The 23,080-nt window shown below is 46.3% G+C and carries 21 protein-coding genes and 1 pseudogene; 13 read left to right on the top strand and 9 right to left on the bottom strand.

The genetic code is table 11. The annotated features are described in order from the left end of the window. Positions 1 to 227: 227 nt before the first annotated feature. A complete protein-coding gene (gene putP / locus AB3Y96_RS13585) occupies positions 228 to 1,709 on the top strand; it encodes a sodium/proline symporter PutP (RefSeq protein ID WP_139130927.1) in 1,482 nt (493 codons plus the stop codon). Positions 1,710 to 1,793: 84 nt separating this feature from the next. Here putP and csgC read toward each other — a convergent pair whose 3' ends face one another. The 3 genes from csgC to AB3Y96_RS13570 form a co-directional block, all read right to left on the bottom strand. Then, a complete protein-coding gene (gene csgC / locus AB3Y96_RS13580) occupies positions 1,794 to 2,123 on the bottom strand; it encodes a curli assembly chaperone CsgC (protein ID WP_072308660.1) in 330 nt (109 codons plus the stop codon). Between the two features lie 61 nt (positions 2,124 to 2,184). After that, the gene (locus tag AB3Y96_RS13575) at positions 2,185 to 2,781 is read right to left on the bottom strand and encodes a curlin (RefSeq protein WP_367299438.1); all 597 of its coding nucleotides are present in this window, start codon (positions 2,779 to 2,781) and stop codon (positions 2,185 to 2,187) included. Positions 2,782 to 2,833: 52 nt separating this feature from the next. After that, on the bottom strand, positions 2,834 to 3,343 hold the full coding sequence (locus tag AB3Y96_RS13570; RefSeq protein ID WP_072308662.1) for a curlin: 510 nt from the start codon (positions 3,341 to 3,343) through the stop codon (positions 2,834 to 2,836). Between the two features lie 848 nt (positions 3,344 to 4,191). Between AB3Y96_RS13570 and csgD the strand changes: the two genes are divergently transcribed. The 5 genes and pseudogenes from csgD to aqpZ all read left to right on the top strand — a co-directional run bounded on the left by csgD (position 4,192) and on the right by aqpZ (position 8,181). Then, positions 4,192 to 4,839, top strand: coding sequence for a biofilm master transcriptional regulator CsgD (csgD, locus tag AB3Y96_RS13565; RefSeq protein ID WP_367299437.1), 648 nt, complete (start codon positions 4,192 to 4,194; stop codon positions 4,837 to 4,839). A 3-nt stretch (positions 4,840 to 4,842) separates the two neighbouring features. Continuing rightward, the gene (csgE, locus tag AB3Y96_RS13560; protein ID WP_072308663.1) at positions 4,843 to 5,232 is read left to right on the top strand and encodes a curli production assembly/transport protein CsgE; all 390 of its coding nucleotides are present in this window, start codon (positions 4,843 to 4,845) and stop codon (positions 5,230 to 5,232) included. Between the two features lie 9 nt (positions 5,233 to 5,241). After that, positions 5,242 to 5,652, top strand: a complete 411-nt coding sequence (csgF, locus tag AB3Y96_RS13555; RefSeq protein ID WP_367299436.1) for a curli production assembly/transport protein CsgF — start codon at positions 5,242 to 5,244, stop codon at positions 5,650 to 5,652. A gap of 16 nt (positions 5,653 to 5,668) precedes the next feature. Then, positions 5,669 to 6,502 carry a curli production assembly/transport protein CsgG gene (gene csgG, locus AB3Y96_RS13550; protein ID WP_367299435.1) on the top strand — a complete coding sequence of 278 codons (834 nt, stop codon included), beginning with the start codon at positions 5,669 to 5,671 and terminating at the stop codon, positions 6,500 to 6,502. Between the two features lie 984 nt (positions 6,503 to 7,486). Further along, a pseudogene (aqpZ, locus tag AB3Y96_RS13545) lies at positions 7,487 to 8,181 on the top strand (aquaporin Z). 89 nt (positions 8,182 to 8,270) lie between these two features. Here aqpZ and ydfZ read toward each other — a convergent pair. After that, positions 8,271 to 8,474, bottom strand: a complete 204-nt coding sequence (gene ydfZ, locus AB3Y96_RS13540; RefSeq protein WP_072308666.1) for a putative selenium delivery protein YdfZ — start codon at positions 8,472 to 8,474, stop codon at positions 8,271 to 8,273. 383 nt (positions 8,475 to 8,857) lie between these two features. Between ydfZ and AB3Y96_RS13535 the strand changes: the two genes are divergently transcribed. Next, positions 8,858 to 9,964, top strand: coding sequence for a glycerol dehydrogenase (locus tag AB3Y96_RS13535; RefSeq protein ID WP_367299434.1), 1,107 nt, complete (start codon positions 8,858 to 8,860; stop codon positions 9,962 to 9,964). A gap of 353 nt (positions 9,965 to 10,317) precedes the next feature. After that, positions 10,318 to 11,964, top strand: coding sequence for a class I fumarate hydratase FumA (gene fumA / locus AB3Y96_RS13530; RefSeq protein ID WP_367299433.1), 1,647 nt, complete (start codon positions 10,318 to 10,320; stop codon positions 11,962 to 11,964). Positions 11,965 to 12,035: 71 nt separating this feature from the next. On the opposite strand, the gene fetB is transcribed toward fumA, so the two are convergent. The 3 genes from fetB to pyrC form a co-directional block, all read right to left on the bottom strand. Beyond that, complete coding sequence (fetB, locus tag AB3Y96_RS13525; RefSeq protein WP_367299432.1) at positions 12,036 to 12,794, bottom strand: iron efflux ABC transporter permease subunit FetB; 759 nt, start codon at positions 12,792 to 12,794, stop codon at positions 12,036 to 12,038. Next, entirely contained in the window at positions 12,791 to 13,453 is a 663-nt protein-coding gene (gene fetA, locus AB3Y96_RS13520; protein ID WP_367299431.1) for an iron efflux ABC transporter ATP-binding subunit FetA, read from the bottom strand. The genes fetB and fetA overlap by 4 nt, the downstream gene beginning before the upstream one ends. Positions 13,454 to 13,531: 78 nt before the next feature. Continuing rightward, positions 13,532 to 14,578, bottom strand: coding sequence for a dihydroorotase (gene pyrC, locus AB3Y96_RS13515; protein WP_367299430.1), 1,047 nt, complete (start codon positions 14,576 to 14,578; stop codon positions 13,532 to 13,534). A 258-nt stretch (positions 14,579 to 14,836) separates the two neighbouring features. Here pyrC and AB3Y96_RS13510 point away from each other — a divergent pair, with 258 nt between their 5' ends. Next, on the top strand, positions 14,837 to 15,127 hold the full coding sequence (locus AB3Y96_RS13510; RefSeq protein ID WP_072308670.1) for a putative quinol monooxygenase: 291 nt from the start codon (positions 14,837 to 14,839) through the stop codon (positions 15,125 to 15,127). Positions 15,128 to 15,520: 393 nt separating this feature from the next. Here AB3Y96_RS13510 and rne read toward each other — a convergent pair whose 3' ends face one another. Beyond that, positions 15,521 to 18,961, bottom strand: a complete 3,441-nt coding sequence (gene rne, locus AB3Y96_RS13505) for a ribonuclease E (protein WP_367300321.1) — start codon at positions 18,959 to 18,961, stop codon at positions 15,521 to 15,523. 607 nt (positions 18,962 to 19,568) lie between these two features. On the opposite strand from rne, the gene rluC reads away from it, so the two are divergent. Then, positions 19,569 to 20,525, top strand: coding sequence for a 23S rRNA pseudouridine(955/2504/2580) synthase RluC (rluC, locus tag AB3Y96_RS13500; protein WP_072308673.1), 957 nt, complete (start codon positions 19,569 to 19,571; stop codon positions 20,523 to 20,525). Between the two features lie 43 nt (positions 20,526 to 20,568). Here rluC and AB3Y96_RS13495 read toward each other — a convergent pair whose 3' ends face one another. After that, complete coding sequence (locus AB3Y96_RS13495; RefSeq protein WP_367299429.1) at positions 20,569 to 21,168, bottom strand: nucleoside triphosphate pyrophosphatase; 600 nt, start codon at positions 21,166 to 21,168, stop codon at positions 20,569 to 20,571. 141 nt (positions 21,169 to 21,309) lie between these two features. Between AB3Y96_RS13495 and yceD the strand changes: the two genes are divergently transcribed. From yceD to plsX, 3 genes are read left to right on the top strand one after another with little or no spacing between them, the layout of a single operon-like run. After that, positions 21,310 to 21,831 carry a 23S rRNA accumulation protein YceD gene (yceD, locus tag AB3Y96_RS13490; RefSeq protein ID WP_025797194.1) on the top strand — a complete coding sequence of 174 codons (522 nt, stop codon included), beginning with the start codon at positions 21,310 to 21,312 and terminating at the stop codon, positions 21,829 to 21,831. 16 nt (positions 21,832 to 21,847) lie between these two features. After that, complete coding sequence (gene rpmF / locus AB3Y96_RS13485) at positions 21,848 to 22,018, top strand: 50S ribosomal protein L32 (protein ID WP_004092921.1); 171 nt, start codon at positions 21,848 to 21,850, stop codon at positions 22,016 to 22,018. 27 nt (positions 22,019 to 22,045) lie between these two features. Further along, positions 22,046 to 23,080 carry a phosphate acyltransferase PlsX gene (plsX, locus tag AB3Y96_RS13480; protein WP_072308675.1) on the top strand — a complete coding sequence of 345 codons (1,035 nt, stop codon included), beginning with the start codon at positions 22,046 to 22,048 and terminating at the stop codon, positions 23,078 to 23,080.

Genomic DNA, 23,080 nt, shown 5'->3' with positions numbered 1-23,080 from the left:
CCGCATAAAATGTGATGGGTGGTAAACTTTGTGTAACTTTTAAGTTAAAAAACTTGTTAATGAAACTCGCCTGTTCATAAGATGCCGACGTTTAGATTTTCCTTATTGGTTTTATTTGAGATGGGGTTCGGCCATGTCATCGTTCCGATGTGGCCGATTTTTAAAACGACATAATTTGCATAAAAAAGCCTGAGTCCTGGGCATAAATAAAATACGGAGACACCTGCATGATAAGTACACCGATGTTGGTGACCTTTTTGGTCTACATCTTGGGAATGATCGTCATTGGTTTAGTGGCTTATCGCGCCACGAATAATTTTGATGACTATATTTTGGGCGGACGCAGTTTAGGTAGCGTCGTGACTGCGCTGTCGGCAGGGGCTTCCGATATGAGCGGCTGGCTGCTGATGGGGCTGCCCGGCGCGATTTATCTTTCAGGCATCTCTGAAAGCTGGATTGCCATTGGTTTAACCGTGGGGGCGTATCTGAACTGGAAGCTGGTGGCGGGGCGCTTGCGCGTTCACACCGAGGCCAATAACAACGCCCTGACGCTGCCGGATTATTTCACCAGCCGCTTTGAAGACACTAGCAAGCTGCTGCGGGTGATCTCTGCAATCGTCATTTTAGTTTTCTTCACCATCTATTGTGCTTCTGGCATTGTGGCCGGTGCTCGTCTGTTTGAAAGCACCTTCGGAATGAGCTACGAAACGGCTCTGTGGGCCGGTGCGGCGGCAACAATCATCTATACCTTTATTGGTGGTTTCTTGGCCGTCAGCTGGACGGATACGGTTCAGGCCAGCCTGATGATTTTTGCCCTTATTTTAACCCCGATTATCGTTATTTTAGCCGTGGGCGGTATTGATACGTCGATGCTGGTGATTGAGGCTAAAAATCCAGCAAACCTCGATATGTTCAAGGGGCTGAATCTCATTGCGATTATCTCATTAATGGGATGGGGTCTTGGCTACTTTGGCCAGCCACATATCTTGGCGCGCTTCATGGCGGCTGATTCACACCATACCATTCGCAATGCACGCCGGATCAGCATGACATGGATGATTCTGTGCTTAGGCGGCGCGGTGGCGGTTGGCTTCTTCGGTATTGCCTATTTTGAGAATAACCCAAGCCAAGCGGGAACCGTTTCTGAAAACGGCGAACGTGTGTTTATCGAGCTAGCGAAGATCTTGTTTAACCCGTGGATTGCGGGAATATTGCTGTCGGCCATTCTCGCTGCGGTAATGAGTACGTTAAGCTGTCAGCTGCTAGTGTGTTCTAGCGCGATAACCGAAGACTTATATAAGGCTTTCTTCCGCAAAAAAGCTTCTCAGCGCGAGCTGGTTTGGGTGGGACGCTTAATGGTGCTATTAGTGGCGCTGATCGCGATTGCGTTGGCGGCAAATCCTGAAAACCGAGTATTAGGTTTGGTGAGCTATGCGTGGGCGGGCTTTGGCGCGGCGTTTGGTCCGGTGGTGCTGATTTCGGTGATGTGGTCGAGAATGACCCGTAACGGCGCGCTGGTGGGGATGATTATCGGTGCGGCGACGGTCATTATCTGGAAACAATATGGCTGGTTTAATTTGTATGAAATTATTCCTGGCTTTATTTTTGCCAGCGTTGCCATCGTGGTGGTGAGCCTGATGGGCAAAACACCTTCTCAAACGATTCAAACGCGTTTTGCGGATGCTGAGGCGGAATTTAAAACCGTTTAATCATTAAGAATTATGCGCTGTTGCTAACGAAAGGGAATGCTTTAACAGGCATTTCCTTTTTTATTTGGAGCAAAGCCTATTGTCTTAAACTTTATCCGGCAGAATAACCCGCTTTTCAATCCGCAGTGCATCCCCATCGGTTAATACAATAGTGACCTGCAGCCAGTCTCCTTGCTGAACGGGGAAACTCATCTGGCCTAAAGCCTGCTTTTGATTCGCCATGAGCTGAATAACGCCATTTTGTCGCGAAGTGCTTTCACCATGGATGCCACGGCGAATGACATCAACGCCAATATGACACAGGCACGACGTCGCGACAGAAGCCATGGGCGTTAGGACGTAATACTGGCCGTCTTGCGTAGTATCAAACCAAAGCTGGTTGGATAGCAGAGAAGCGATAAGCAATGTATGCATTTAAGGCTCCGAATAAAAAATAAAACAGGGCATAGCCCTGTTTTATAGGATGGAGGCGTAATCAGTTCTGGCTTACAAAGGAAACGTTGCCAAGGCCAATTTGGTTGACGTTAGAATAGGAGAAGTTAGCATTTTGGCTGCTGTTGGCGTAGTTAGATGCACCATTTTGGCGAACAACAATCACGGCGGCATCAGCATTTTGCGTAGTGACGGCGTTGTTTAAACCAAGGCCAGACTGCGATACGGCGGTTCTTGAGAAGTCACCGTTTTGGCTGGTTGTCGCCGAGTTACCGACGAGGCCGCTTTGTGAAACTTCGGTCACTGACCAATCACCATTTTGACTCGACGTTGCAGAGTGGCCGTTGCCCACTTGGTTAATATCAACCAAGCTGATATTCCCGTTTTGATTGACCGTGGCGCTATTATTGCTACCGCCAAGGAAACCACCCGATTGTGACACCGAGGTTTTGGACAAAATAGCAGAGTCTTGATTGACGTTAGAGTAGTTATTACTCCCTTGCTGATATACCTGAACCTCTCCACCCAACGCGGCTGTCTGAGGCGTAAATTGGAATACGTAAGCCGGGTTGGTTAATGCCATTGCATTACCCATGGCGAAGACAAAACTTGATGCGGCGATGATTTTCCACTTATTCATGATGTTACCCCGTCGGTTATAGAATCAGATGTGTGTATCAGATAAACGATAACTAATGCTGTGTAACTCTAATGGCCATGCCTGATGCATTTTGCACAACGCCGGCGGACCGGTTTGTGCCCGTTTGGTTAATTTGCGTTATATTGTTTTTCCCGAGAGAAAGAATATAAGCAGAGTTACCAAAGCTGTCTTGAATGATGGTGTCATTATTCCCACTACCTAGTTGAGCAATAACAGCCGTGTTATTACTGCTAAGCTGCGTTATATCTGCAGAATTACCTGTTCCGCGCTGGGCAATTAACGCATTGTTATTGCTGCCGGACTGATTGATCCTGCCTTGGTTTCCGTTTCCTTGCTGAACAATAACCGCATGGTTATTGATACCTTGCTGATTTGAATATGCGCTATTACCACTTCCTATTTGATTAATCACCGTGCTTTGGTTGTAATTACTGTTAATATCACTAAGTCCTGTGGATATTTCAGAACGAGCCAAATCACTATTAGCTATTGCCAAATAGGGTACAAGTAGCAGAGCGGTTGTTAAAATGCTCTTTTTCATGTTGCTGTCCTAACGTAATTCGGTCAGTAAGAAAATAAGCCGGTAATGCGCTCACCTGACTCCCTGATATTTTTTCAGGAACATTCCGATTTACGATTTGAGTATGTGCGGAAGGAAAATTAAATACCTCACCTATAAGTTGTATTTTGATAGAAAAGGCTCATGAAAAAGTATTATTTCTATCGTTTACTTATTGTTAGGAAAAGGGAATAAATTTTTATTTTGTAGTTCGTCGATTTAAAGACCAAATGCTAGGGTTGTTTTTAAGGGGAGTCGCTCTGGCATCTAGGCCCCATGAGATAGGGTGAGTCGCTGTAAATCACGGCAAGTGTTCATACCACATTTCATGCGGAAGCATGACGCACAGCCTATGGCTTAATAAGCGCGCAAAGATACAATGTTGAGGCCACTTACCTAAGAAAAATAAATGAGTATATACAGAGTCAGCTAACTAAAAAGGAGTATGTAAAAAGCTATCCTCGGTTAATGTACTATTTAATAAGGATTTTTAATTTTTCGCGTGATTTATGAACTAATGTTACCTTTCTTTTTAGCGTGAAAATGTAAAGGTAATATTAAGAGTTCCAATTATTTAAATTAAGCATAAGAATTATTTATAAATATCAAGAAACATTTTGAAACGCAAATAACACTTGCGCTGGGTGTGCTAATGTCTAGATTGAATCATGTAATATGCCCAAAAAACGATGGTATATACAATTTAACTCTGTGCATGCTTAATTATTTTGTGCACTGCCTTTTACACAGCAGCGGAAATGTGGCGTGTCATCAATCTGTTTTATATAAAACAGAGAACGCTGCGCGTCGCATCCAGATAGGTTGTTATTATGCTTAATGAAGCAGCAAATCAAAACTATTCATTAGTTTTAATTACGAGGCCGTCTTTACAGGCGACTGCGCTACTGCACCAGATTAAATCCATGCTGGATTTAAATGCCAAAATACATAACATCAACAAGTATTTAAATGGTTCAACCGAAAATACATTATTTCTGTTCGATTTGATGGAAGCCGATAGGCGAGCGACTGTACTGTGGCAATCCGAACTAAGCCGCTGCAGAGAAAAAAATAGATTACTGCTATTAAATACACCTGACGACTATCAATGCCAAGATATTGGCTCATGGCCAAATATTAGCGCTGTCTTTTATTTGTCTATGGATGAGCGCTCTTTAATCGAGGGGATCAAAAGCGTCATTAATGGAGAATGTTATTTTAGTCAGAGCGTTGCGAGCTATCTTATTAGCCAATCTGCGCATTATCGCTATCACAGCCCAGAATCAACGGGATTAACACATAGAGAGAAAGAAATTCTCAATAAACTACGAGTGGGTGCCTCAAATACAGAAATAGCGCGGCTGTTGTTTATTAGCGAAAACACGGTCAAAACACATCTCTATAACCTGTTTAAAAAAATCTCGGTGAAAAACCGAACACAGGCCGTTTCATGGGCTAACGATAATCTCAGGCGTTGAACGATGAAAAAAATACTCATGTTTATCCTCTTTGCCTCTATGAACTGCGGGATAAAGCAGGCAACTGCGGCCGAAATTGAAGTGCCAGGGTTAATTACCGACCACACAGTAACATCCGTAGGCCACGCATTTTACCGAGATTTTAGTGATAACTGGGAAAGAGAATACCCCGGAACACTAACCATCAGTGAAAGGCCTAGCGCGCGCTGGGGAAGTTGGATCACGATTAAAATTGAACAGGATACGGTCTATCAAACCTTTTTATTTCCAAACAAACGTAGCTTTGACAAAGACGTCGCCGTGGCTATTGAGAGCGTTAGCGAATCTTTATCGCGGCGCACAATTGATAAAGCGCTACTCAACACGGGTGACTTAACCACTGATGAGTTTTAAGGAGTATCCATGCGAGTTTCCAATATAGCACTAATCATTTTGCTTATATCTCCAGCTTCTTGGGGGGGCAATATGGTTTTTCAGTTTGTTAACCCGAACTTTGGTGGAAATCCAAACAATGGCTCATTCCTATTAAATGAAGCCAATGCCCAAAATTCGTATAAAGATCCCAACGGCTATGACTTTGATACCTCAACGCCTTCACCGCTAGATAATTTTACCTCAGTGATTCAATCGCAATTGCTGGGAAATTTGATGGGAAATATTAGCCAAGGGAAGCCTGGGCGGTTAGTGACAAAGGATTTTATTGTCGATGTAAAAAATACCGATGGGCGATTAACGATGAATATCCTTGATCGTACAACGGGAAAATCCTCAACCATCGAAGTTGATGGGCTCTCCAGCATTAAAACCAATTAGAACGGGATGATGAGCCATGCGCAGCTATTTATTGATCATTTCGGTACTCTTTTTAAGCGGATGCTTGACGGCACCGCCCAAGCAAGCCGCAAAACCAACGTTAATGCCCCGAGCACAGAGCTATCAGGATTTAACGCATTTGCCTGAGCCAGCAGGCAAGTTATTTGTTTCAGTTTACAATATTCAAGATGAGACGGGGCAGTTTAAACCTTATCCAGCCAGTAACTTTTCTACAGCGGTGCCACAAAGTGCAACCGCTATGCTAGTTTCGGCATTAAAAGATTCGGGGTGGTTTATTCCCTTAGAACGCCAAGGATTACAGAATCTTTTAAATGAAAGAAAAATTATTCGTGCAGCGCAAGAAAACGGCACCGCTGCCGTAAATAACCAGCATCAGCTTTCTTCCTTAGTTGCGGCGAATGTGCTGGTTGAAGGATCGATTATTGGCTATGAAAGCAATGTGAAATCAGGGGGCGCAGGGGCAAGATTCTTTGGTATTGGCGCCAGCACGCAATATCAGCTCGACCAGATTGCAGTTAATCTACGCGTGGTTGATGTGAATACAGGGCAGGTTTTATCATCAGTGAATACCAGTAAAACTATCTTGTCTTATGAAGTGCAGGCCGGCGTGTTTCGATATATCGATTACCGGCGGTTGCTTGAAGGTGAAATTGGCTACACAACCAATGAACCCGTTATGCTTTGCGTGATGTCTGCTATTGAAACAGGTGTTATCTACTTAGTGAATGATGGTATTAATCGCAATCTTTGGGCACTGAAAAACCCTCAGGATGCGAAATCATCCGTTCTTGAACGCTATAAGAGTACGATTGTTCCTATTGCTTCCTAACGTGTTCTTTTGAGCCAGCCGTTCGGCTGGCTTTTTTATTTTTTAGTGATGTCAATATGTTAGGGGAGTTACCGCGTAGTGCTGCTCAGATTAAATGGCAGAGTTTTATTGCCTAATCCTTAGATTACAATACGTTGAGGCGGCAGAGGCTTGAAACTTTCGTCAAGCGATCCTATTCTTGGAGGCTACAAGCAGTGGTAACAGAGAAACGTGTTCGGCGCCTCCATGTAGCGCGTGTCTTTTCGTGCCGAGTGCGTTTCATCTGTTAGCATTATGTGCTGTTTGATAGGTCTTACATAAGTCTGTAGAGCCTTAGTTTAAGTTTCTTCTGATACTGTTGGCCTAGCCCACGTTAACAGTGATACATGCCCTTATCTAACTGCCGATGAAAACAAAACTACTCCTTATCCTATCCTGTCTCCTTGGATTCCTGATCTTCTGCTATATGATGGTTTTTGCCGTGGATAAAACATGCGAAAGAATGCAGATTTTTACCGACGTGTGTCAAAAAGCAGATATTTCTAAGCCGCATATCAATCCATAAAAAATAGTGCAAAATTTTTCTGCCAAAAAAGGCAATTAGTCAAAGATCGTATAGAATTTAACTAAGTGGATTATGCGAGTTGTTGCATAAATGGTGTCTATGTAATAGACATTAGATTAATAGACTGATTTCTAAGGTTATCTCAGAATAATCTCAATAAGTTTTTCTTGAGAAAAAATGAAACTTGTGGAGAATACATAAAAAAATTGGATACCTATTTAAATAAAGCTTATTTCTCAACGCGGGATGCGTGGGGATTAGGTTTATTTTGACATGGATGTAGAAATCGTTTGTACGCGGAGAGAGTTAGGCAAACGATTATTTGCTTTTATTTTTATATAGAACATAACCTGATTAGAGTGCCTATAAAAGATACGGTATTGGCAGTGAGATAAACATATCTCTGCCAATGAACCCTTATTTTGATTGCTGAGGTAGTAATGTTTAAAAAATTATCGGCAGAGTTTTTTGGTACGTTCTGGCTGGTATTTGGTGGCTGTGGTAGCGCCGTATTAGCCGCAGGTTTCCCCGAATTAGGCATTGGTTTTGCCGGTGTTGCATTGGCGTTTGGTCTGACCGTTCTGACTATGGCATATGCTGTAGGCCATATTTCTGGGGGCATTTTAACCCAGCAGTGACTTTAGGTCTGTGGGCCGGTGGTCGTTTTAGCGCCAAAGAAGTAGTGCCATATATTGTTGCTCAGGTTATTGGTGGTATCGTGGGTGCTGCTATTCTTTATGTTATCGCCAGTGGTAAAGCGGGTTTTGATGCTACGGCTAGCGGTTTTGCATCTAATGGTTTCGGCGAGCATTCACCAGGTGGGTTCTCCCTGCAGGCGGCTATCGTAGCTGAAATTGTTCTGACCGCGTTCTTCTTAATTGTGATTCATGGTGTGACTGATAAGCGAGCACCAGCTGGCTTTGCGCCTTTAGCGATTGGTTTAGCGTTAACCTTAATTCACCTAATCAGCATTCCTGCGACCAATACTTCGGTAAACCCGGCGCGTAGTACTGCCGTTGCTATTTTCCAAGGTACTTGGGCGCTGCAACAACTGTGGGTATTCTGGGTAATGCCAATTATTGGTGGGATTATTGGTGGCTTGATTTATCGTCACCTGCTTGAGAAAAAAGATTAATCTTAGTTATTTCTCAAAAGAAAAGCCTGAGCATTAATTGTTCAGGCTTTTTGTATATATAAAGAAGTGAAGCGCTGTCTCAATGTTTGTTAATGTCCAAGTAAGATGAGATCTTGAGGGGCATAAGCGTTAGGATCATCATTACAAATTACACATTTTGCCGCACGAATTTTTTCTCTTGCCAACATTTCATCATTGATTGCTTTGATCACCATTACTCGATGTGCACCATTTTCAATAACATGAGCACCAACACGTAAAGCGTTTCTGTTTCTGTCATAGGCAATTTTCATACTGACACTCCATTAAAAGTAAGCCATGCTTGAAATGGTATCCCCTAGAATTATGCAAATACAGCGGCTGCTTAGTTTTATTTGTAATATGAATCAGATCTTTAATTTTCGTACAGTATAAAACCAGAAGTAGAAAAAACTTATAAATAAACAACGCTATTTTATAAGGCTATTTAACTATTTCAGTGTTTGTTTTTTCATCGAAACCTCTCTTTTTATCTGAAAATTTACCCCGGATAGAATGATAACCCTAAATGGTTAGCTTATTTCCCCTGAAGGTAGTTTAGGGGGCTTGGAAAGCGTATCCTTTAAGAAAGGTAAATATCTTCCTAACAAAAAAATCACCTTCAGCAAATCACGCTGCCATTTTCAGGAGTGTCACCATGAATAAAACACCTCGCACGGTTACTTCACCGAAAAAATTTGTCATCGGACGTGGTCTTCTTCAGCAGATGCATGATTACGTTAAAGATTTTGGTGATAATGCATTTATTATCAGCGATGAATTTATTTTGCAGCGTGTTAATGAAGAAGCTATCGCTGGGCTGAAACAAGCCGGATTAAAGGGCGTCAGTGAGAAGTTTAATTACGAGTGCACTGAAGTTGAGATCAAACGTTTAGGTGCTTTAGCTGAGGCTCAGCAGGCCAATGTTATCGTCGGTATTGGCGGTGGTAAAACCTTAGACTCAGCAAAAGCCGTTGCTTATTATCACAAACTTCCCGTTATTTTGTTCCCAACAATTGCTTCCACCGACGCGCCTTGTACTGCGCTAGCCGTTATTTATACCGAACAAGGTGAGTTTGAGCGCTATCTATTCCTACCACAAAACCCAGACGCCGTTATTGCCGATACATCCATTATCGCTGCCGCTCCGGTGCGTTTCTTTGCTGCTGGCGTGGGTGATGCTTTAGCCACGTACTTTGAGGCTCGTGCCTGCTATGCGGCAGATGGCGTCAATTTGGTTTTGAAAAAGCCATCCCGTACTGGCCTCGGATTAGCACAGCTTTGCTATCAACTGCTAAGTGAAAACGTTGATGCGGCAATGGATGCGGTCAAAAATAAAGTATCTACACCTGCTTTTGAGCAGACCATTGAAGCGACGATTTACCTCAGCGGTGTCGGCGCCGAAGCCGGTGGCTTAGCCGCTGCTCATGCGGTAAACAATGGTATGTCTGCGGTGCCTGATTTACATCGCGCGCAGCACGGTGAAAAAGTGGTGTTTGGTTTGCTCACTCAGCTGGTACTGGAAAATGCACCACGCGCAGAAATTGATGAGGTGGTACGAATCATCAAAGTAGCTGGTTTGCCACTGACGCTGCAGGATATGGGACTGAAAACATTCGTTGAGGCAGAATGGCGCAAGGTGGCAGAAATTGCCTGCGCTGACGGTGATACCATGGGCAACATGCCGATGGAGTTGACGGTAGATGACGTTTATGAAGCCATGGTTGCCGCGAATGCGCTCGCTGAGCGCTACAAAAACGCATAACCAAAATTAATTTTATCAAGCGGCCTCAGGGCCGCTTTTTTGTACGCATAACATAAGTAATGTGCCACATTGAGATGCCGATCGGGTTGTGGTGATTGTAATCATTGTGTTAACTGCGGGATAATGACTTTAGAGACAAATAGTCTGTACCCGCAGTTCTCACCCTGTGAAGCCGGAAAGCACCTATTCAAAAAGTACCCCTTTATAATTAGAGGGTATATTTTGGATTTAGCTCAAGAATCAACAGGCTAAAAACACGTAAGGTGGTGGTGTTTTCTTTACACAGTGAGCCGGCGAAGAACAGGCCGCGTGAGTGTGAATCTACTGAAGCTGATGTTGCAAGTGAGAAAAAAATGTCAAATAAGCCATTTCATTACCAAGACCCGTTCCCGCTGAAAAAAGACGAGACTGAATACTATCTGTTAAGTCGAGATCATGTATCCGTTGCCGAGTTTGAAGGGCAGGAAATCCTGAAGGTTGAGCCGCAGGCGTTGACTCTCCTTGCACAGCATGCATTTCACGATGCTTCTTTCATGCTGCGACCTGCGCATCAGCAGCAAGTCGCTCAAATTCTGGATGATCCAGAAGCTAGCGAGAATGACAAATATGTTGCCCTGCAATTTCTGCGCAACTCAGAGATCGCGGCAAAAGGCATTCTGCCAACCTGTCAGGATACGGGCACAGCAATTATTGTAGGCAAAAAAGGCCAGCGAGTATGGACCGGCGGCGGTGACGAAGCGGCGCTGTCACGTGGTGTCTACAACACTTATATTGAAGATAACCTGCGCTATTCGCAAAATGCGGCGCTGGATATGTATAAAGAAGTGAATACCGGCAGCAACTTACCTGCACAGATTGATTTATACAGCGTCGATGGCGATGAATATAAATTCCTGTGCATTGCCAAAGGCGGTGGTTCTGCGAATAAAACCTATCTCTATCAAGAAACCAAAGCGTTATTAACCCCAGGTAAGCTCAAGATCTATCTGGTGGATAAAATGCGTACTCTGGGTACAGCGGCCTGTCCTCCTTATCACGTTGCATTTGTTATTGGCGGCACCTCGGCTGAATCTACGCTGAAAACGGTGAAGCTGGCGTCGACGAAATATTATGATGGCTTGCCGACTGAAGGTAATGAGCATGGTCAGGCTTTCCGAGATATTGAACTGGAACAAGAACTGCTGAAAGAAGCACAGAATCTGGGGCTGGGTGCTCAGTTTGGCGGGAAATATTTCGCTCACGACGTGCGCGTTATTCGTTTGCCTCGCCACGGCGCGTCTTGTCCAGTGGGTATGGGTGTTTCCTGCTCTGCGGACCGAAATATCAAAGCGAAAATTAATCGCGATGGCATTTGGATTGAAAAACTGGAAAGTAATCCGGGTAAATATATTCCTGAGCATTTGCGTAAAGCCGGTGAAGGGGAAGCGGTTAAGGTTGATTTGAACCGTCCGATGTCTGAAATATTGCAGCAGCTTTCTCAGTATCCGGTTTCTACGCGCCTGTCGCTGAGCGGCACCATCGTTGTTGGTCGTGATATTGCCCATGCGAAGTTGAAAGAACGCTTAGATAATGGGGAAGACCTACCGCAATATGTTAAAGATCATCCTATCTATTATGCGGGCCCGGCTAAGACCCCAGAAGGGTATGCGTCTGGTTCTTTAGGCCCAACAACGGCTGGCCGTATGGATTCTTACGTTGATCTGCTTCAGGCCAACGGCGGTAGCATGGTGATGCTAGCGAAAGGTAACCGTAGCCAGCAAGTGACGGATGCGTGTAAGAAACATGGTGGTTTCTACCTAGGTAGTATTGGTGGCCCAGCGGCGGTTCTGGCTCAGCAGAGCATTAAGAGCCTTGAATGCTTAGAATATCCAGAGTTGGGTATGGAAGCCATTTGGAAAATTGAAGTGGAAGATTTCCCTGCATTTATTTTGGTTGATGATAAAGGCAACGACTTCTTCCAAGTGATCCAATCAGAGCAATGTACTCGCTGCGTGAAATAATCGATCGCCAGTATTACATCTAATAAAAAGCCCCGCTGAACCAGTGGGGCTTTTTGCTATCGAAATGCAAACTACAATAGTTGTGAACGGTCAGAATAAAATTTCTTATAGGCGAGATAGCCCGCAATGATGGTTGAAAGACTTGCCGTTGAAAGCAGCATGAATGTCACCATGATTTGGTAGCGAATGGCTTTTACCGGATCGACCCCCGCAAAAATCAAACCAGACATCATCCCTGGCAGGCTCACTAAGCCAACCGTTTTGGCAGAATCAACCGTGGGAATTAATGCTGCTTTTATACTGGCACGAATAATCGCTGCGGATGATTGTTTCCGTGTGGCTCCTAGGCTCAACATCTCTTGGATTTTCTGTTTTTCATCGTCAAATCGCTGGCGCAGATTGTTGTAACACAATCCAACGGCAACCATCGCATTACCCGCAATCATGCCGGAGATGGGGATGACCTGCATGGGGGTAAACGTAATAGAACCGCTGCCAATGAGAACGGCTAACGTGAGGGCGGTACCGCTCACAATAGCAATAAGAGAAATAACGAAAGCATGGCTTAGACCTTTGCTGTGCTTTTTAGCGTTATAGGCCGCGTTGACGCAGATAAAAAGCACCATCAACAGCGTGAGCAGCGCGTGATCGATATTGAAAATATATTTAAGTACGTAGCCAACGATAATAAGCTGAATAATCGCACGGGTAACGCTCCAGATAATATCTTTCTCTAACCCGAGTTTTTCTTTACCGCTGATAAGCAGGGCGATGGCGACAAGGGCTAAAGCCATGATCAGTGATTGGTCGGTGATATGATGTTCGCTCATTGTTCGACCTCAGGTGCTACGTATTTAGTCATGCGCAGGAGATTATAAGACTGGCTGATTTCGTCACTATTATGGGTGACCCACAAAACGGCAATGCCGGCGTGCGTAATCAAATCACTAATCACCTGATGCACGATCTGTTTGTTTTTATCGTCTAGCGCGCTAGTAATTTCATCTAGCAATAAGATCTCTGGCAGATATTGGATATTGCGCAGCAAAGCAATGCGCTGTTTTTCTCCGCCGGAGAGATCGTCAATGTTCTTATCTAGCGTGTGTAGTGGAAGATCGAATTGGAGCAACCCGCGCTTTATTTTTTCAAAATCAACTTTTTCGCCGCGGATTTTATAGGGAAACTGAAGATTGTCTCTGACCGTATCGCCGAATAAAACCGGGTTTTGAAAGCAGTATGAGACTTGTTGGCGATATTTCTCTGGTTTCAGCGTGAGGATGTTTTTACCTTTGAGGAAAATATCACCTGAGGTTGGGGGAAACAGTGAGGCAATAATTTTCAGCAGGGTACTTTTCCCACACCCAGAAGGGCCTGTGATGACTTTGAACTCGTTGGGCTGAAGCGTAAGAGAAAGATTATCGATAATGATCTGTTGGTCTACGCTAAAGCAAATGTTGCGCAGCTCAAGTAGGTTCTCCGTATTATTCATTTTATCTTCCATTTTATTGAATAGCCCACTCCAAGAAGTGGGCTAATTTTACATTCAGATATCACTCTGCGGCCGAGTCTAGGCCTTCATGGTCCACTGAACGGTTTCACCAGCCAAGAATGGGATTAGTGTATCGTCGCCGCAGGGAATGGATTCTGCGATAGTCATGGGCTCACGTACCAGCTCAATATAGCTGTCGTTAACAGGCAAATTATAGAATGCGGGGCCATTGAGAGAACAAAATGCTTCGAGGTGCTGTAGCGCGTTCTCTTGTTCAAATACCGTAGCATAGGCCTGAAGTGCCGTCGGTGCGTTGAATACCCCCGCACAGCCACAGCTAGACTCTTTACGCTGTCGTGAATGCGGGGCTGAGTCTGTGCCAAGGAAGAAACGTGTGTTACCGCTGGTCGCGGCCTTACGCAGGGCTTCTTGATGGGTGCTGCGCTTCAATATTGGCAGGCAGAATAAATGCGGGCGGATACCGCCAACCAGCATATGGTTACGGTTAAACATCAGATGCTGTGGCGTAATTGTGGCCGCGAGATACTCATCAGCTTCAGCAACAAACTCGGCGGCTTCTTGGGTAGTAATGTGTTCGAAGACAATTTTTAGCTCAGGGAAATTCTGGCGTAATGGCCGCATTACCTCATCAATGAAGCGCGCCTCGCGGTCGAAAATATCCACATCGTGCAACGTGACTTCGCCGTGAATAAGCAGCGGCATGCCGCTTTTTTGCATTTGTTCAAACAGCGGGTAAAGACCAGGAACTGAGGTTACACCATGTTTGGAGTTGGTCGTTGCATTGGCTGGATAAAGTTTGGCGGCGGTAAATACGCCATCGGCATGGCCAGAGATTAACTCGTTGGCATCTAAGCCATCGGTTAAATAACAGGTCATCAGCGGCGTAAAGTTATGCTCTGCTGGAACAGCATCAAGAATACGTTGGCGATAGGCCTGCGCCTGAGCAATGCTGGTGATCGGCGGAACCAGATTAGGCATCACGATAGCACGGGCAAAGTGCTGGCTAGTATGCGGCAAAACGGTTTTCAGCATTTCGTCATCGCGAAGATGGAGATGCCAGTCATCTGGACGGCGGATCTTAAGGGCGTGCTGCATTACGGTCATTACAAGGCTCCGGCTGACAATGCTGTCATGAGTGATGTTGACGATACAGATCTTGCGAGACACACTCCAACAGTGAGGTGGAAATGTGTTTTTGTGGCGGGGGATAAGGATAAGGGCAAATGAACTAAGATGCACTCGTTTGTTGTGTTCTATTGATAATTCATATAATTCCAGCGGGATTTTGTGTGATAAAAAGCGTAGTCTGGCTGTAGGTTTTACATGAATTAATTCAGTGGACATGAAAAAAGGAGTACCACGATGAGTGAAGTTCGTATAGTTGCCACTTTAATTGCTAAACCTGAACACAAAGCGGCTATTCACAGCGCGGTTGAGCGCGTCGTTGAACCGAGCAGGCAAGAAATGGGCAATATCCAATATGATCTGCATGAGGAGATTGGACATAAAGGGACCTATGTTTTCTTCGAAGTGTGGGCGTCACAGGAAGCTGTAGAACGTCATAATAATACCGTCCATTTCCAGAACTTCGTAAAAGAAGTTGAAGGGAAATTGGAAACTCTTGATATTAAAATGCTACATCAGATTGCCTGATATATAAAAAAGCAAATGAGTTAGTATATATTTTGACGTATGTATTTGGGTGTAGATATATAACTCATTCAGTGCCCAATTTTTGATACGTAATTTTTGGGCATAGCCAGTCTCCGGGGGCTAAGGTTTTCCTTAATGCCCATTGCGTCATGCAGCCGGAGACTGTGCGGGCATAATACAGCGAGATGCTGGAAATTCTAGCCAAATTATATTTCATCTGTAAGAAACTTATCATAGCTCAAACGATGATTAATTATTATGCTAATTAATTATAATATGTATTATTAAATGATTGAGAATGATTTTTGTTATTTAGTTATATATATTCCTACATGTAGCATAGATATAAAAAAACCCGCCATTGGCGGGTTTTTTATTTACTACACTAACTGATTAGTCAGTAACCGCTGGTGGCTTGGTTGCTGGAGCCGTTGCTTGGCTTACCGCAGCGTGTCCACCGGCACCGCTTTTACTCTGCAAATCCAGAGCAGGGCGCTGCCAGTTGCTGACGACCGGCGCAGAAGGTACATATTCTGGCGCTGGAGCTTTGGTCATCGGCGCTGATGCTACGCGCTGAGCTTTAGCTGCGACGACGACGACAGGTTTCGCCGCGACGATAGGTTGCACAGGTTCTTGAGCAACCGCTTCCTCAACCGTCGTTTCTTCAATAGCTTCAGCAACTGGTGTTTCAACTGCAGCTGTTTCAACGATAGTAGGTTCAACGGACGTTTCTTCAGCAGCCGTCTCTTCAGCGACGGTTACTGCCGCATCGGTTTCTGCTACGACAGGTGCTTCAGAAGTTGTTGCTTCAACTACGGCAGCTTCAGCTACGGCCGGTTTGTCATCGACAATGAGCTCTTCAACTGCGGGTGTTGGTTCTTCAACAGCCGTCGGTTCGTCATTGATAACTTGAGCTGGCACGATGGCGTCAAACGCAGCTGGAACTGCTGCTGCAGAGGTAGCGACTACCGGAGCGGATGCGGCTGGTTTCTCTACAACTGGCTTCTCGATGACCGGCTCAACTGCAACTGTCTCTGCAACGACTGGCTCAGCAACGACTGACTCAGCAACTGGTGCAACATCTACAGGTGCGACAACAGGCTCTTCAACGATAACAGGCTGTTGAGCAACATGCTCAGTCACGGATCCGTTAACGGGTGAAACAGGTGCTTGTTCAATCGGTTGTTCGATAGCGACAGTCTGCGTTTCAACTTCAGTATCAGAGATTGCCGGCTGTGCGACCGGATAGCTAATCCACACTTTGCCAGAGGCCATCTCAGGCGATGCTGCGGCAAATGCCAACGGCATTGGTGACTGAGTAGGATAGCGCTCATCACGATAACGACGACGACGCTGGCCGCTTACACGCAGATGACGAGGAGAGCGACGTGAACGACGTGGCATGCCGTTTTCACCTTGGCGGTTATCACGGAACCCTTCATCATCATTGCCTTGCTGCTGCGTTGGTTCAGCCTGTGTCTGTGGCACGGTTTCTGCAACCACTGGCGCGGTGACAACGGCAGGAACGGATGCTTTAGCCAGAGCGGCTGCTGCATCGTCTTCAGCCTGAGTCGTAAAGCGAACTTTCTGAGTCAGTTGGCGACGCTGACGGCGCGGCATGTGCTGATTCTCTTCACGGCTGCTTTCTTCAGCCTCATTCGCTACTACGGCATCGCTGTTTTCCAGCGCTTTGACTTCTTGCTGGGCCTGACGCTTATCTTCTGTACGACGACGTTGACGATCGTTATTACGCGGTTCACGGCGAGGCTGCTGTTCATCACGCTGTTCAACGTTCGCTGTTTCAACGGCCACATCAGCATTCGCTGGCTGCGTTGACTGACGACGGTTACGACGCTGGTCTTCGCGGTTGCTGTTACGGTCGTTATTACGCTCGTTGCTGCGTTCAGTACGTTCACCGCGGTCGTTACGATCGTTGTTACGTTCGTTGCGGTCATTGCTACGGTCAGAGCGATCGTTACGATCACGACGACCATTCTGGCGACGATTGTTGTTGCGGCGATCTTGATTCTGACGACGAGGCTCTTCAGCTGGCGCGGAAACTTCCACCGCTGGTTTTTGCTCAGGCTCAGAACCTGCAAACATGTTTTTCAGCGCAGAGAAGAAACGGCTTACCAAACCTGGTTGCGCAGGCGTTGTAGGCTGTGCAACGGTTTTCACCGCAGGCGCTGCAACGACTGGATCGGCTGTTTCTGCCGGAGGCGCTTCAACATCCAGTGAGAAAGCGGCCAACGCAGGTTGTTCTGGGCGTTTACGTTCCAGAACTGGTTCTTCCTCGGCGGTCAGCGTTTCCGCTTCATGCAGCTGAGGCAGCAGATAGCTGAGGGTGCTGGTTTCTTCACCTTTGCGCACACGAACTACGTTGTAGTGCGGAGTTTGCATCTGGTCGTTAGGAACAACGATGACTTTAACACCGTCCTGACGCTTTTCGATGGCGCTAACAGATTCACGTTTTTCGTTCAGCAGGTATGAGGCAACCGGCACAGGAACGATAGCGTGAACTTCATTGGTGTTCTCTTTCAGCGCTTCTTCTTCAATCAAACGCAGGATGGAGAGTGAAAGTGACTCGTTATCACGTACGGTGCCGGTGCCGTTACAGCGCGGGCAAACGTGGTGGCTTGACTCACCCAGCGATGGACTGAGGCGTTGACGAGACATTTCAAGCAGACCAAAGCGTGAGATGCGTCCAATCTGAATACGCGCACGGTCTTGGCGAACGGCATCACGCAGGCGGTTTTCAACCTCACGCTGATGGCGAACTGGTGTCATATCGATGAAGTCGATAACAATCAGGCCACCAAGGTCACGCAGGCGCAGCTGGCGAGCAATTTCATCAGCGGCTTCAAGGTTGGTGTTGAATGCGGTTTCTTCGATATCGCCACCGCGTGTAGCGCGTGCGGAGTTAATGTCGATGGCCGTCAGGGCTTCAGTGGAGTCAATAACAATGGAGCCGCCGGAAGGCAGGCGAACTTCACGTTGGAAAGCAGACTCAATCTGAGATTCAATTTGATAGTGGCTAAACAGCGGGATTTCACCGGTATAGAGCTTAATCTTGCTGCTGAAATCAGGACGTCCCAGCGCGGCGATGTGCTGTTTGGCCAGATCAAGAATTTTTGGATTATCAATCAGGATTTCGCCAATGTCTGGACGCAGGTAGTCGCGGAATGCGCGAACAATAACGTTGCTTTCCTGATGGATAAGGAACGGAGCAGGGCGGCCCTCCGCGGCTTTTTTAATGGCATCCCAATGTTTCAAACGGAATGACAGATCCCATTGCAGTGCTTCGGCTGATTTGCCAACGCCTGCGGTACGAACGATAAGACCCATGCCATCAGGTAATTGCAGAGAAGAAAGCGCTTCTTTCAATTCTGTACGGTCATCACCTTCGATGCGACGAGAGATCCCGCCAGCGCGTGGGTTATTAGGCATCAGTACTAAGTAGCTACCAGCAAGGCTGATAAACGTTGTCAGCGCAGCGCCCTTGTTGCCACGCTCTTCTTTATCAACCTGAACGATAACTTCCTGACCTTCGCGTAAAACATCTTTGATGTTTGGGCGACCATGTGAGGAGTAATTGTTTGGGAAATATTCGCGGGCAATTTCTTTAAGGGGGAGGAAACCGTGTCGTTCAGCACCGTAATCTACAAAAGCAGCTTCCAGACTTGGCTCAATACGGGTTATTTTCCCTTTGTAAATGTTAGCTTTTTTCTGTTCGTGACCAGGGCTTTCAATATCCAGATCATACAGACGCTGTCCATCTACAAGGGCAACACGCAACTCTTCCTGCTGAGTTGCGTTAATCAACATTCTTTTCATCTTCAACTTACTCATTTTTTTTGCATTGGCAACTAAGCTGCGGGCAAAATAACGTCCTGACCGAGAGGAAGACCGATGACCCCGAGTCTTATCGCAAAGTCGTCAACCTCACGGTTGTCGCCTGCATAGGGGCGCATATTTCGGTAAGCCTATGTTTCTTAGCGAAAATACAGCTTTGTGAAACACAGCACTGTTTATCAGTCAATGATTGCAAAAATATGCAGCATTGCTGATTCCATGTTTTAGGTCAGACTGCTACCCACAGCCCGCTAATTACTTGATTTCACACTACGTCTTACGCCATTGCTGCATTTCTGTGGCATCAAGTAAACGTCAAATCCCGTCGTTTTCCCTGTCTTAATGAGAATTAACGCGGAAATCTTTTTCATTATTCCACTGCAACGGCCTGTATAGCAAGACGACTTTTACCCTTATCCAGAAGATTCTTGCGGTACTTCACAACAAGCCTGTCTGGTTGCTCGTATATTAGTCAGAATGCGGGCGCAAACGTTCTCATTGCTCTCATTATCCCTGCCTTTCACGATAATCTGCTGCGAGCTCAAAAAAGAAGTGGCATGCAGTTGAATGCCTCTTTAAAATCGCGCCCATGAATATGAATAACACCTCAGTAAAGTTAGTCACGATTGCCGCCGATGAGGCAGGGCAGCGTATTGATAATTTTTTGCGCAATCAGCTGAAAGGCGTGCCAAAAAGTATGATTTATCGCATCGTGCGTAAGGGCGAGGTGCGAGTTAATAAAAAGCGCATCAAACCAGAATATAAATTGCAGCCGGGTGACGAAGTTAGAATTCCCCCGGTGCGGATTGCCGAACGCGATGAGGCTCCCGTTTCGGCGAAGCTGGACAAAGTGGCCGCGCTGAATGATTGCATCATCTTTGAAGATGATTATTTGTTGGTGCTGAATAAACCATCGGGTACCGCGGTACATGGCGGCAGCGGCTTAAGCTTTGGTGTTATCGAAGGGCTGCGTGCATTACGTCCTGAAGCGCGTTTTCTTGAGCTGGTTCACCGTCTCGATCGCGAAACCTCCGGTGTATTATTGGTCGCAAAGAAGCGGTCTGCACTGCGCGCGTTGCATGAGCAGCTGCGTATGAAAGGAATGCAGAAAGACTATTTGGCGCTGGTTCGTGGTCAGTGGCAGTCGCATTGTAAAGTCGTGCAGGCGCCGCTACTCAAAAATATTCTGCAAAGCGGTGAGCGTATCGTTCGCGTTAACGCCGAAGGCAAACCGTCTGAAACGCGCTTTAAAGTTGAAGAGCGTTTTGAACATGCAACCTTAGTGAAGGCCAGCCCCGTGACAGGCCGAACTCACCAAATCCGCGTGCATGCACTGCACGCTGGTCATCCGATTGCCTTCGATGATCGTTATGGCGATCGTGATTTTGATGGTGAGCTGAAGGGAACAGGCCTAGATCGCTTATTCTTGCATGCTGCAGCATTACGCTTTGAACATCCCAATTCAGGTGAAACCATGCGAGTGGAAGCCCCTATGGACAAGAAATTACGCCACTGCCTCGATGTGTTGCGTAAAACGAAAGCCTGAAAGAGGCTGATAAATCAACTAAGCCGGATTATTCCGGCTTTTTTTATGCTTTATTTTTACCTTTAAGCAAGGCGTTATAGCCAAACTTAAGCAGAATTTCGTTAAGCGCAATTAAAGGTAACCCCACCAGTGCGTTGGGATCGCGCCCTTCAAGCTGACTAAAAAGCAATATACCAGCACCTTCGCACATAAAGCTGCCCGCACAGTACAGCGGCATCTCGAGTTGAATATAGGCGTGGATTTCGTCATCGGTTAAGCGGCGAAAATGTACGTGGAAGGGCTCACACACAATTTCCTTTTGCATTGTGTGGCTATTTAATACGCAGAGGCCGGTATAAAAGGTAATGATTTTTCCACTGGCGGCACGCAATTGCTGATGCGCATTCTCAATCGACCCCGGTTTTCCGACAATTTTCCCCTCAATAACGCATACCTGATCGGAGCCAATAATAAAATTATTAGGGAATTTATCGGCCAGAGATTGCGCTTTTTCTTGTGCTAAACGCTGGACGAGTTGGGGCGCTGACTCGCCCTCTTTGGGGGTTTCATCCGTGTCGGGCGCGGCGCAGATGAATTCAATACCGAGCTTTTCTAGTAAAGCTCGGCGGTAGGGTGAAGTAGACGCTAAAATTAAAGGTGACATATTTTTTCCAGAAAGCATGGCGTAATTGAATCTGGCATTTTAAACTGTCCGCCGCTCAGGAAGCGAATATTGGAGGGAAAGTGTGCCTGCAAGGCCTTTTCCTTTGACTCTCGGTCTTTACAAAGTTAATATGCGCGCCCTATGCAAAAGGTAAAATTACCCTTGACCCTTGATGCAGTTCGTACTGCACAGAAACGATTAGATTACGTTGGTTTCTATTCGTCTGAGCAGGTAACACGAGTTGCTGAATCTGTGGTCAGTGTGGATAGCGATGTTGCCGTGTCGTTGTCATTTAATATTGATAACCAGCGGTTAGCGGTGATTACTGGTCATGCCGACGTAACGGTGACGTTATGTTGTCAGCGCTGTAATCAGACGTTCCAACAGCAGGTCCATACAACGTATTGTTTCAGCCCGGTCGCCAATGACGAGCAGGCTGAAGCATTGCCGGAAGCTTACGAGCCGATCGAAGTCAACGATTTTGGTGAAGTCGATTTGCTGGCAATGGTTGAAGATGAAATCATCCTCGCCCTGCCGGTAGTTCCGGTGCATGAATCTGAACACTGTGAAGTGTCCGACGCGGACATGGTATTTGGTAAACTGCCTCCTGAGGTAGACAAGCCTAATCCATTTGCCGCATTAGCCAGTTTAAAGCGTAAGTAATCAAGGAGTAAGGTCAATGGCCGTACAACAGAACAAAAAAACCCGCTCTTGCCGTGGTATGCGTCGTTCACACGATGCGCTGACCACGACTACCGTCTCTGTTGACAAGGTTTCCGGTGAAACTCACCTGCGTCACCATGTCACTGCGGACGGTTTCTACCGCGGTCGCAAGGTTATCGTTAAGTAATACTTTTAGTATTTACAAGGCGATACTTTGACTCGTCTAACCCTCGCGTTAGATGCTATGAGCGGGGATTTCGGTCCTTGCATCACAGTGCCTGCAGCTTTGCAGGCACTGGCGTCTACTTCGTCGCTATACCTTCTTATTGTCGGACAACCCGACGCCATCGCACCTTATCTTGCTAAAGCAGCACCTGCGCTTCAACAACGTTTGCGTGTGATCCCTGCTGAATCAGTTATACCCAACGATGCTAAACTTTCGCATGCTATCCGCACCAGCAAAGGAACATCGATGCGTATCGCGCTTGATTTAGTGAAGAGTGGCGAGGCTCAGGCGGTAGTCAGCGCGGGAAATACCGGCGCGCTGATGGGGCTGGCGAAATTGATGCTTAAACCGCTAGACGGTATTGAGCGCCCCGCGCTGATGACGGTGTTACCGAATCAGCGAAAGAGTAAGACGGTAGTGCTAGATTTGGGCGCTAACGTTGAAAGTAGTAGTGCCATGTTAGTGCAGTTTGCCGTGATGGGTGCGGTAATGGCGGAAGAGATCGTTGGCATAACCTCGCCACGCATCGCCCTGCTGAACATTGGTGAAGAAGAGTTTAAAGGTTTAGACAATATCCGCGAAGCCGCCGCTGTGCTCAAAAGCACGCCAACGCTTAATTATATCGGCTATCTAGAAGGCAATGATTTGCTGACTGGCAAAACAGATGTGTTGGTTTGTGACGGCTTCGTGGGTAATGTTACGTTAAAGACGATGGAAGGGGTGGTGCGCATGTTTCTATCCCTTCTCAAATCACCAGGAGAGAAGCGCAAGCGCTCTTGGTGGCTAAAATTATTGGGGCGCTTGATACAAAAAAGAATTGCTAAGCGTTTCGGTGATTTGAACCCCGACCAGTATAATGGAGCTTGTCTGGTAGGATTACGTGGCACCGTGATTAAGAGCCACGGCGCGGCGAACCAAAAAGCGTTCGCTGTCGCTATCGAACAGGCTGTGCAGGCGGTGCAAAGGCAAATTCCGCAGCGAATTGCCCTGCGCCTTGAGACGATATTACCCAAGAGTGATTGA

This window comes from Hafnia alvei (assembly GCF_964063325.1).
In the GTDB taxonomy this organism is placed as follows: Bacteria; Pseudomonadota; Gammaproteobacteria; order Enterobacterales; family Enterobacteriaceae; genus Hafnia; species Hafnia alvei_B.
Note: the sequence above shows the minus strand (reverse complement) of the source record. Positions and strands in the feature narration are given on the sequence as shown.

Coding starts and splice junctions, on each gene's coding strand:
- fetA (WP_367299431.1), bottom strand. CDS start 13,453: ATGAATAATACGGAGAACCTACTTGAGCTGCGCAACATTTGCTTTAGC.
- rne (WP_367300321.1), bottom strand. CDS start 18,961: ATGAAAAGAATGTTGATTAACGCAACTCAGCAGGAAGAGTTGCGTGTT.
- rluC (WP_072308673.1), top strand. CDS start 19,569: ATGAATATGAATAACACCTCAGTAAAGTTAGTCACGATTGCCGCCGAT.
- rpmF (WP_004092921.1), top strand. CDS start 21,848: ATGGCCGTACAACAGAACAAAAAAACCCGCTCTTGCCGTGGTATGCGT.
- fetB (WP_367299432.1), bottom strand. CDS start 12,794: ATGAGCGAACATCATATCACCGACCAATCACTGATCATGGCTTTAGCC.
- AB3Y96_RS13495 (WP_367299429.1), bottom strand. CDS start 21,168: ATGTCACCTTTAATTTTAGCGTCTACTTCACCCTACCGCCGAGCTTTA.
- ydfZ (WP_072308666.1), bottom strand. CDS start 8,474: ATGAAAATTGCCTATGACAGAAACAGAAACGCTTTACGTGTTGGTGCT.
- AB3Y96_RS13510 (WP_072308670.1), top strand. CDS start 14,837: ATGAGTGAAGTTCGTATAGTTGCCACTTTAATTGCTAAACCTGAACAC.
- csgF (WP_367299436.1), top strand. CDS start 5,242: ATGCGAGTTTCCAATATAGCACTAATCATTTTGCTTATATCTCCAGCT.
- yceD (WP_025797194.1), top strand. CDS start 21,310: ATGCAAAAGGTAAAATTACCCTTGACCCTTGATGCAGTTCGTACTGCA.
- csgC (WP_072308660.1), bottom strand. CDS start 2,123: ATGCATACATTGCTTATCGCTTCTCTGCTATCCAACCAGCTTTGGTTT.
- AB3Y96_RS13575 (WP_367299438.1), bottom strand. CDS start 2,781: ATGAATAAGTGGAAAATCATCGCCGCATCAAGTTTTGTCTTCGCCATG.
- AB3Y96_RS13570 (WP_072308662.1), bottom strand. CDS start 3,343: ATGAAAAAGAGCATTTTAACAACCGCTCTGCTACTTGTACCCTATTTG.
- putP (WP_139130927.1), top strand. CDS start 228: ATGATAAGTACACCGATGTTGGTGACCTTTTTGGTCTACATCTTGGGA.
- fumA (WP_367299433.1), top strand. CDS start 10,318: ATGTCAAATAAGCCATTTCATTACCAAGACCCGTTCCCGCTGAAAAAA.
- pyrC (WP_367299430.1), bottom strand. CDS start 14,578: ATGACCGTAATGCAGCACGCCCTTAAGATCCGCCGTCCAGATGACTGG.
- csgG (WP_367299435.1), top strand. CDS start 5,669: ATGCGCAGCTATTTATTGATCATTTCGGTACTCTTTTTAAGCGGATGC.
- AB3Y96_RS13535 (WP_367299434.1), top strand. CDS start 8,858: ATGAATAAAACACCTCGCACGGTTACTTCACCGAAAAAATTTGTCATC.
- csgE (WP_072308663.1), top strand. CDS start 4,843: ATGAAAAAAATACTCATGTTTATCCTCTTTGCCTCTATGAACTGCGGG.
- csgD (WP_367299437.1), top strand. CDS start 4,192: ATGCTTAATGAAGCAGCAAATCAAAACTATTCATTAGTTTTAATTACG.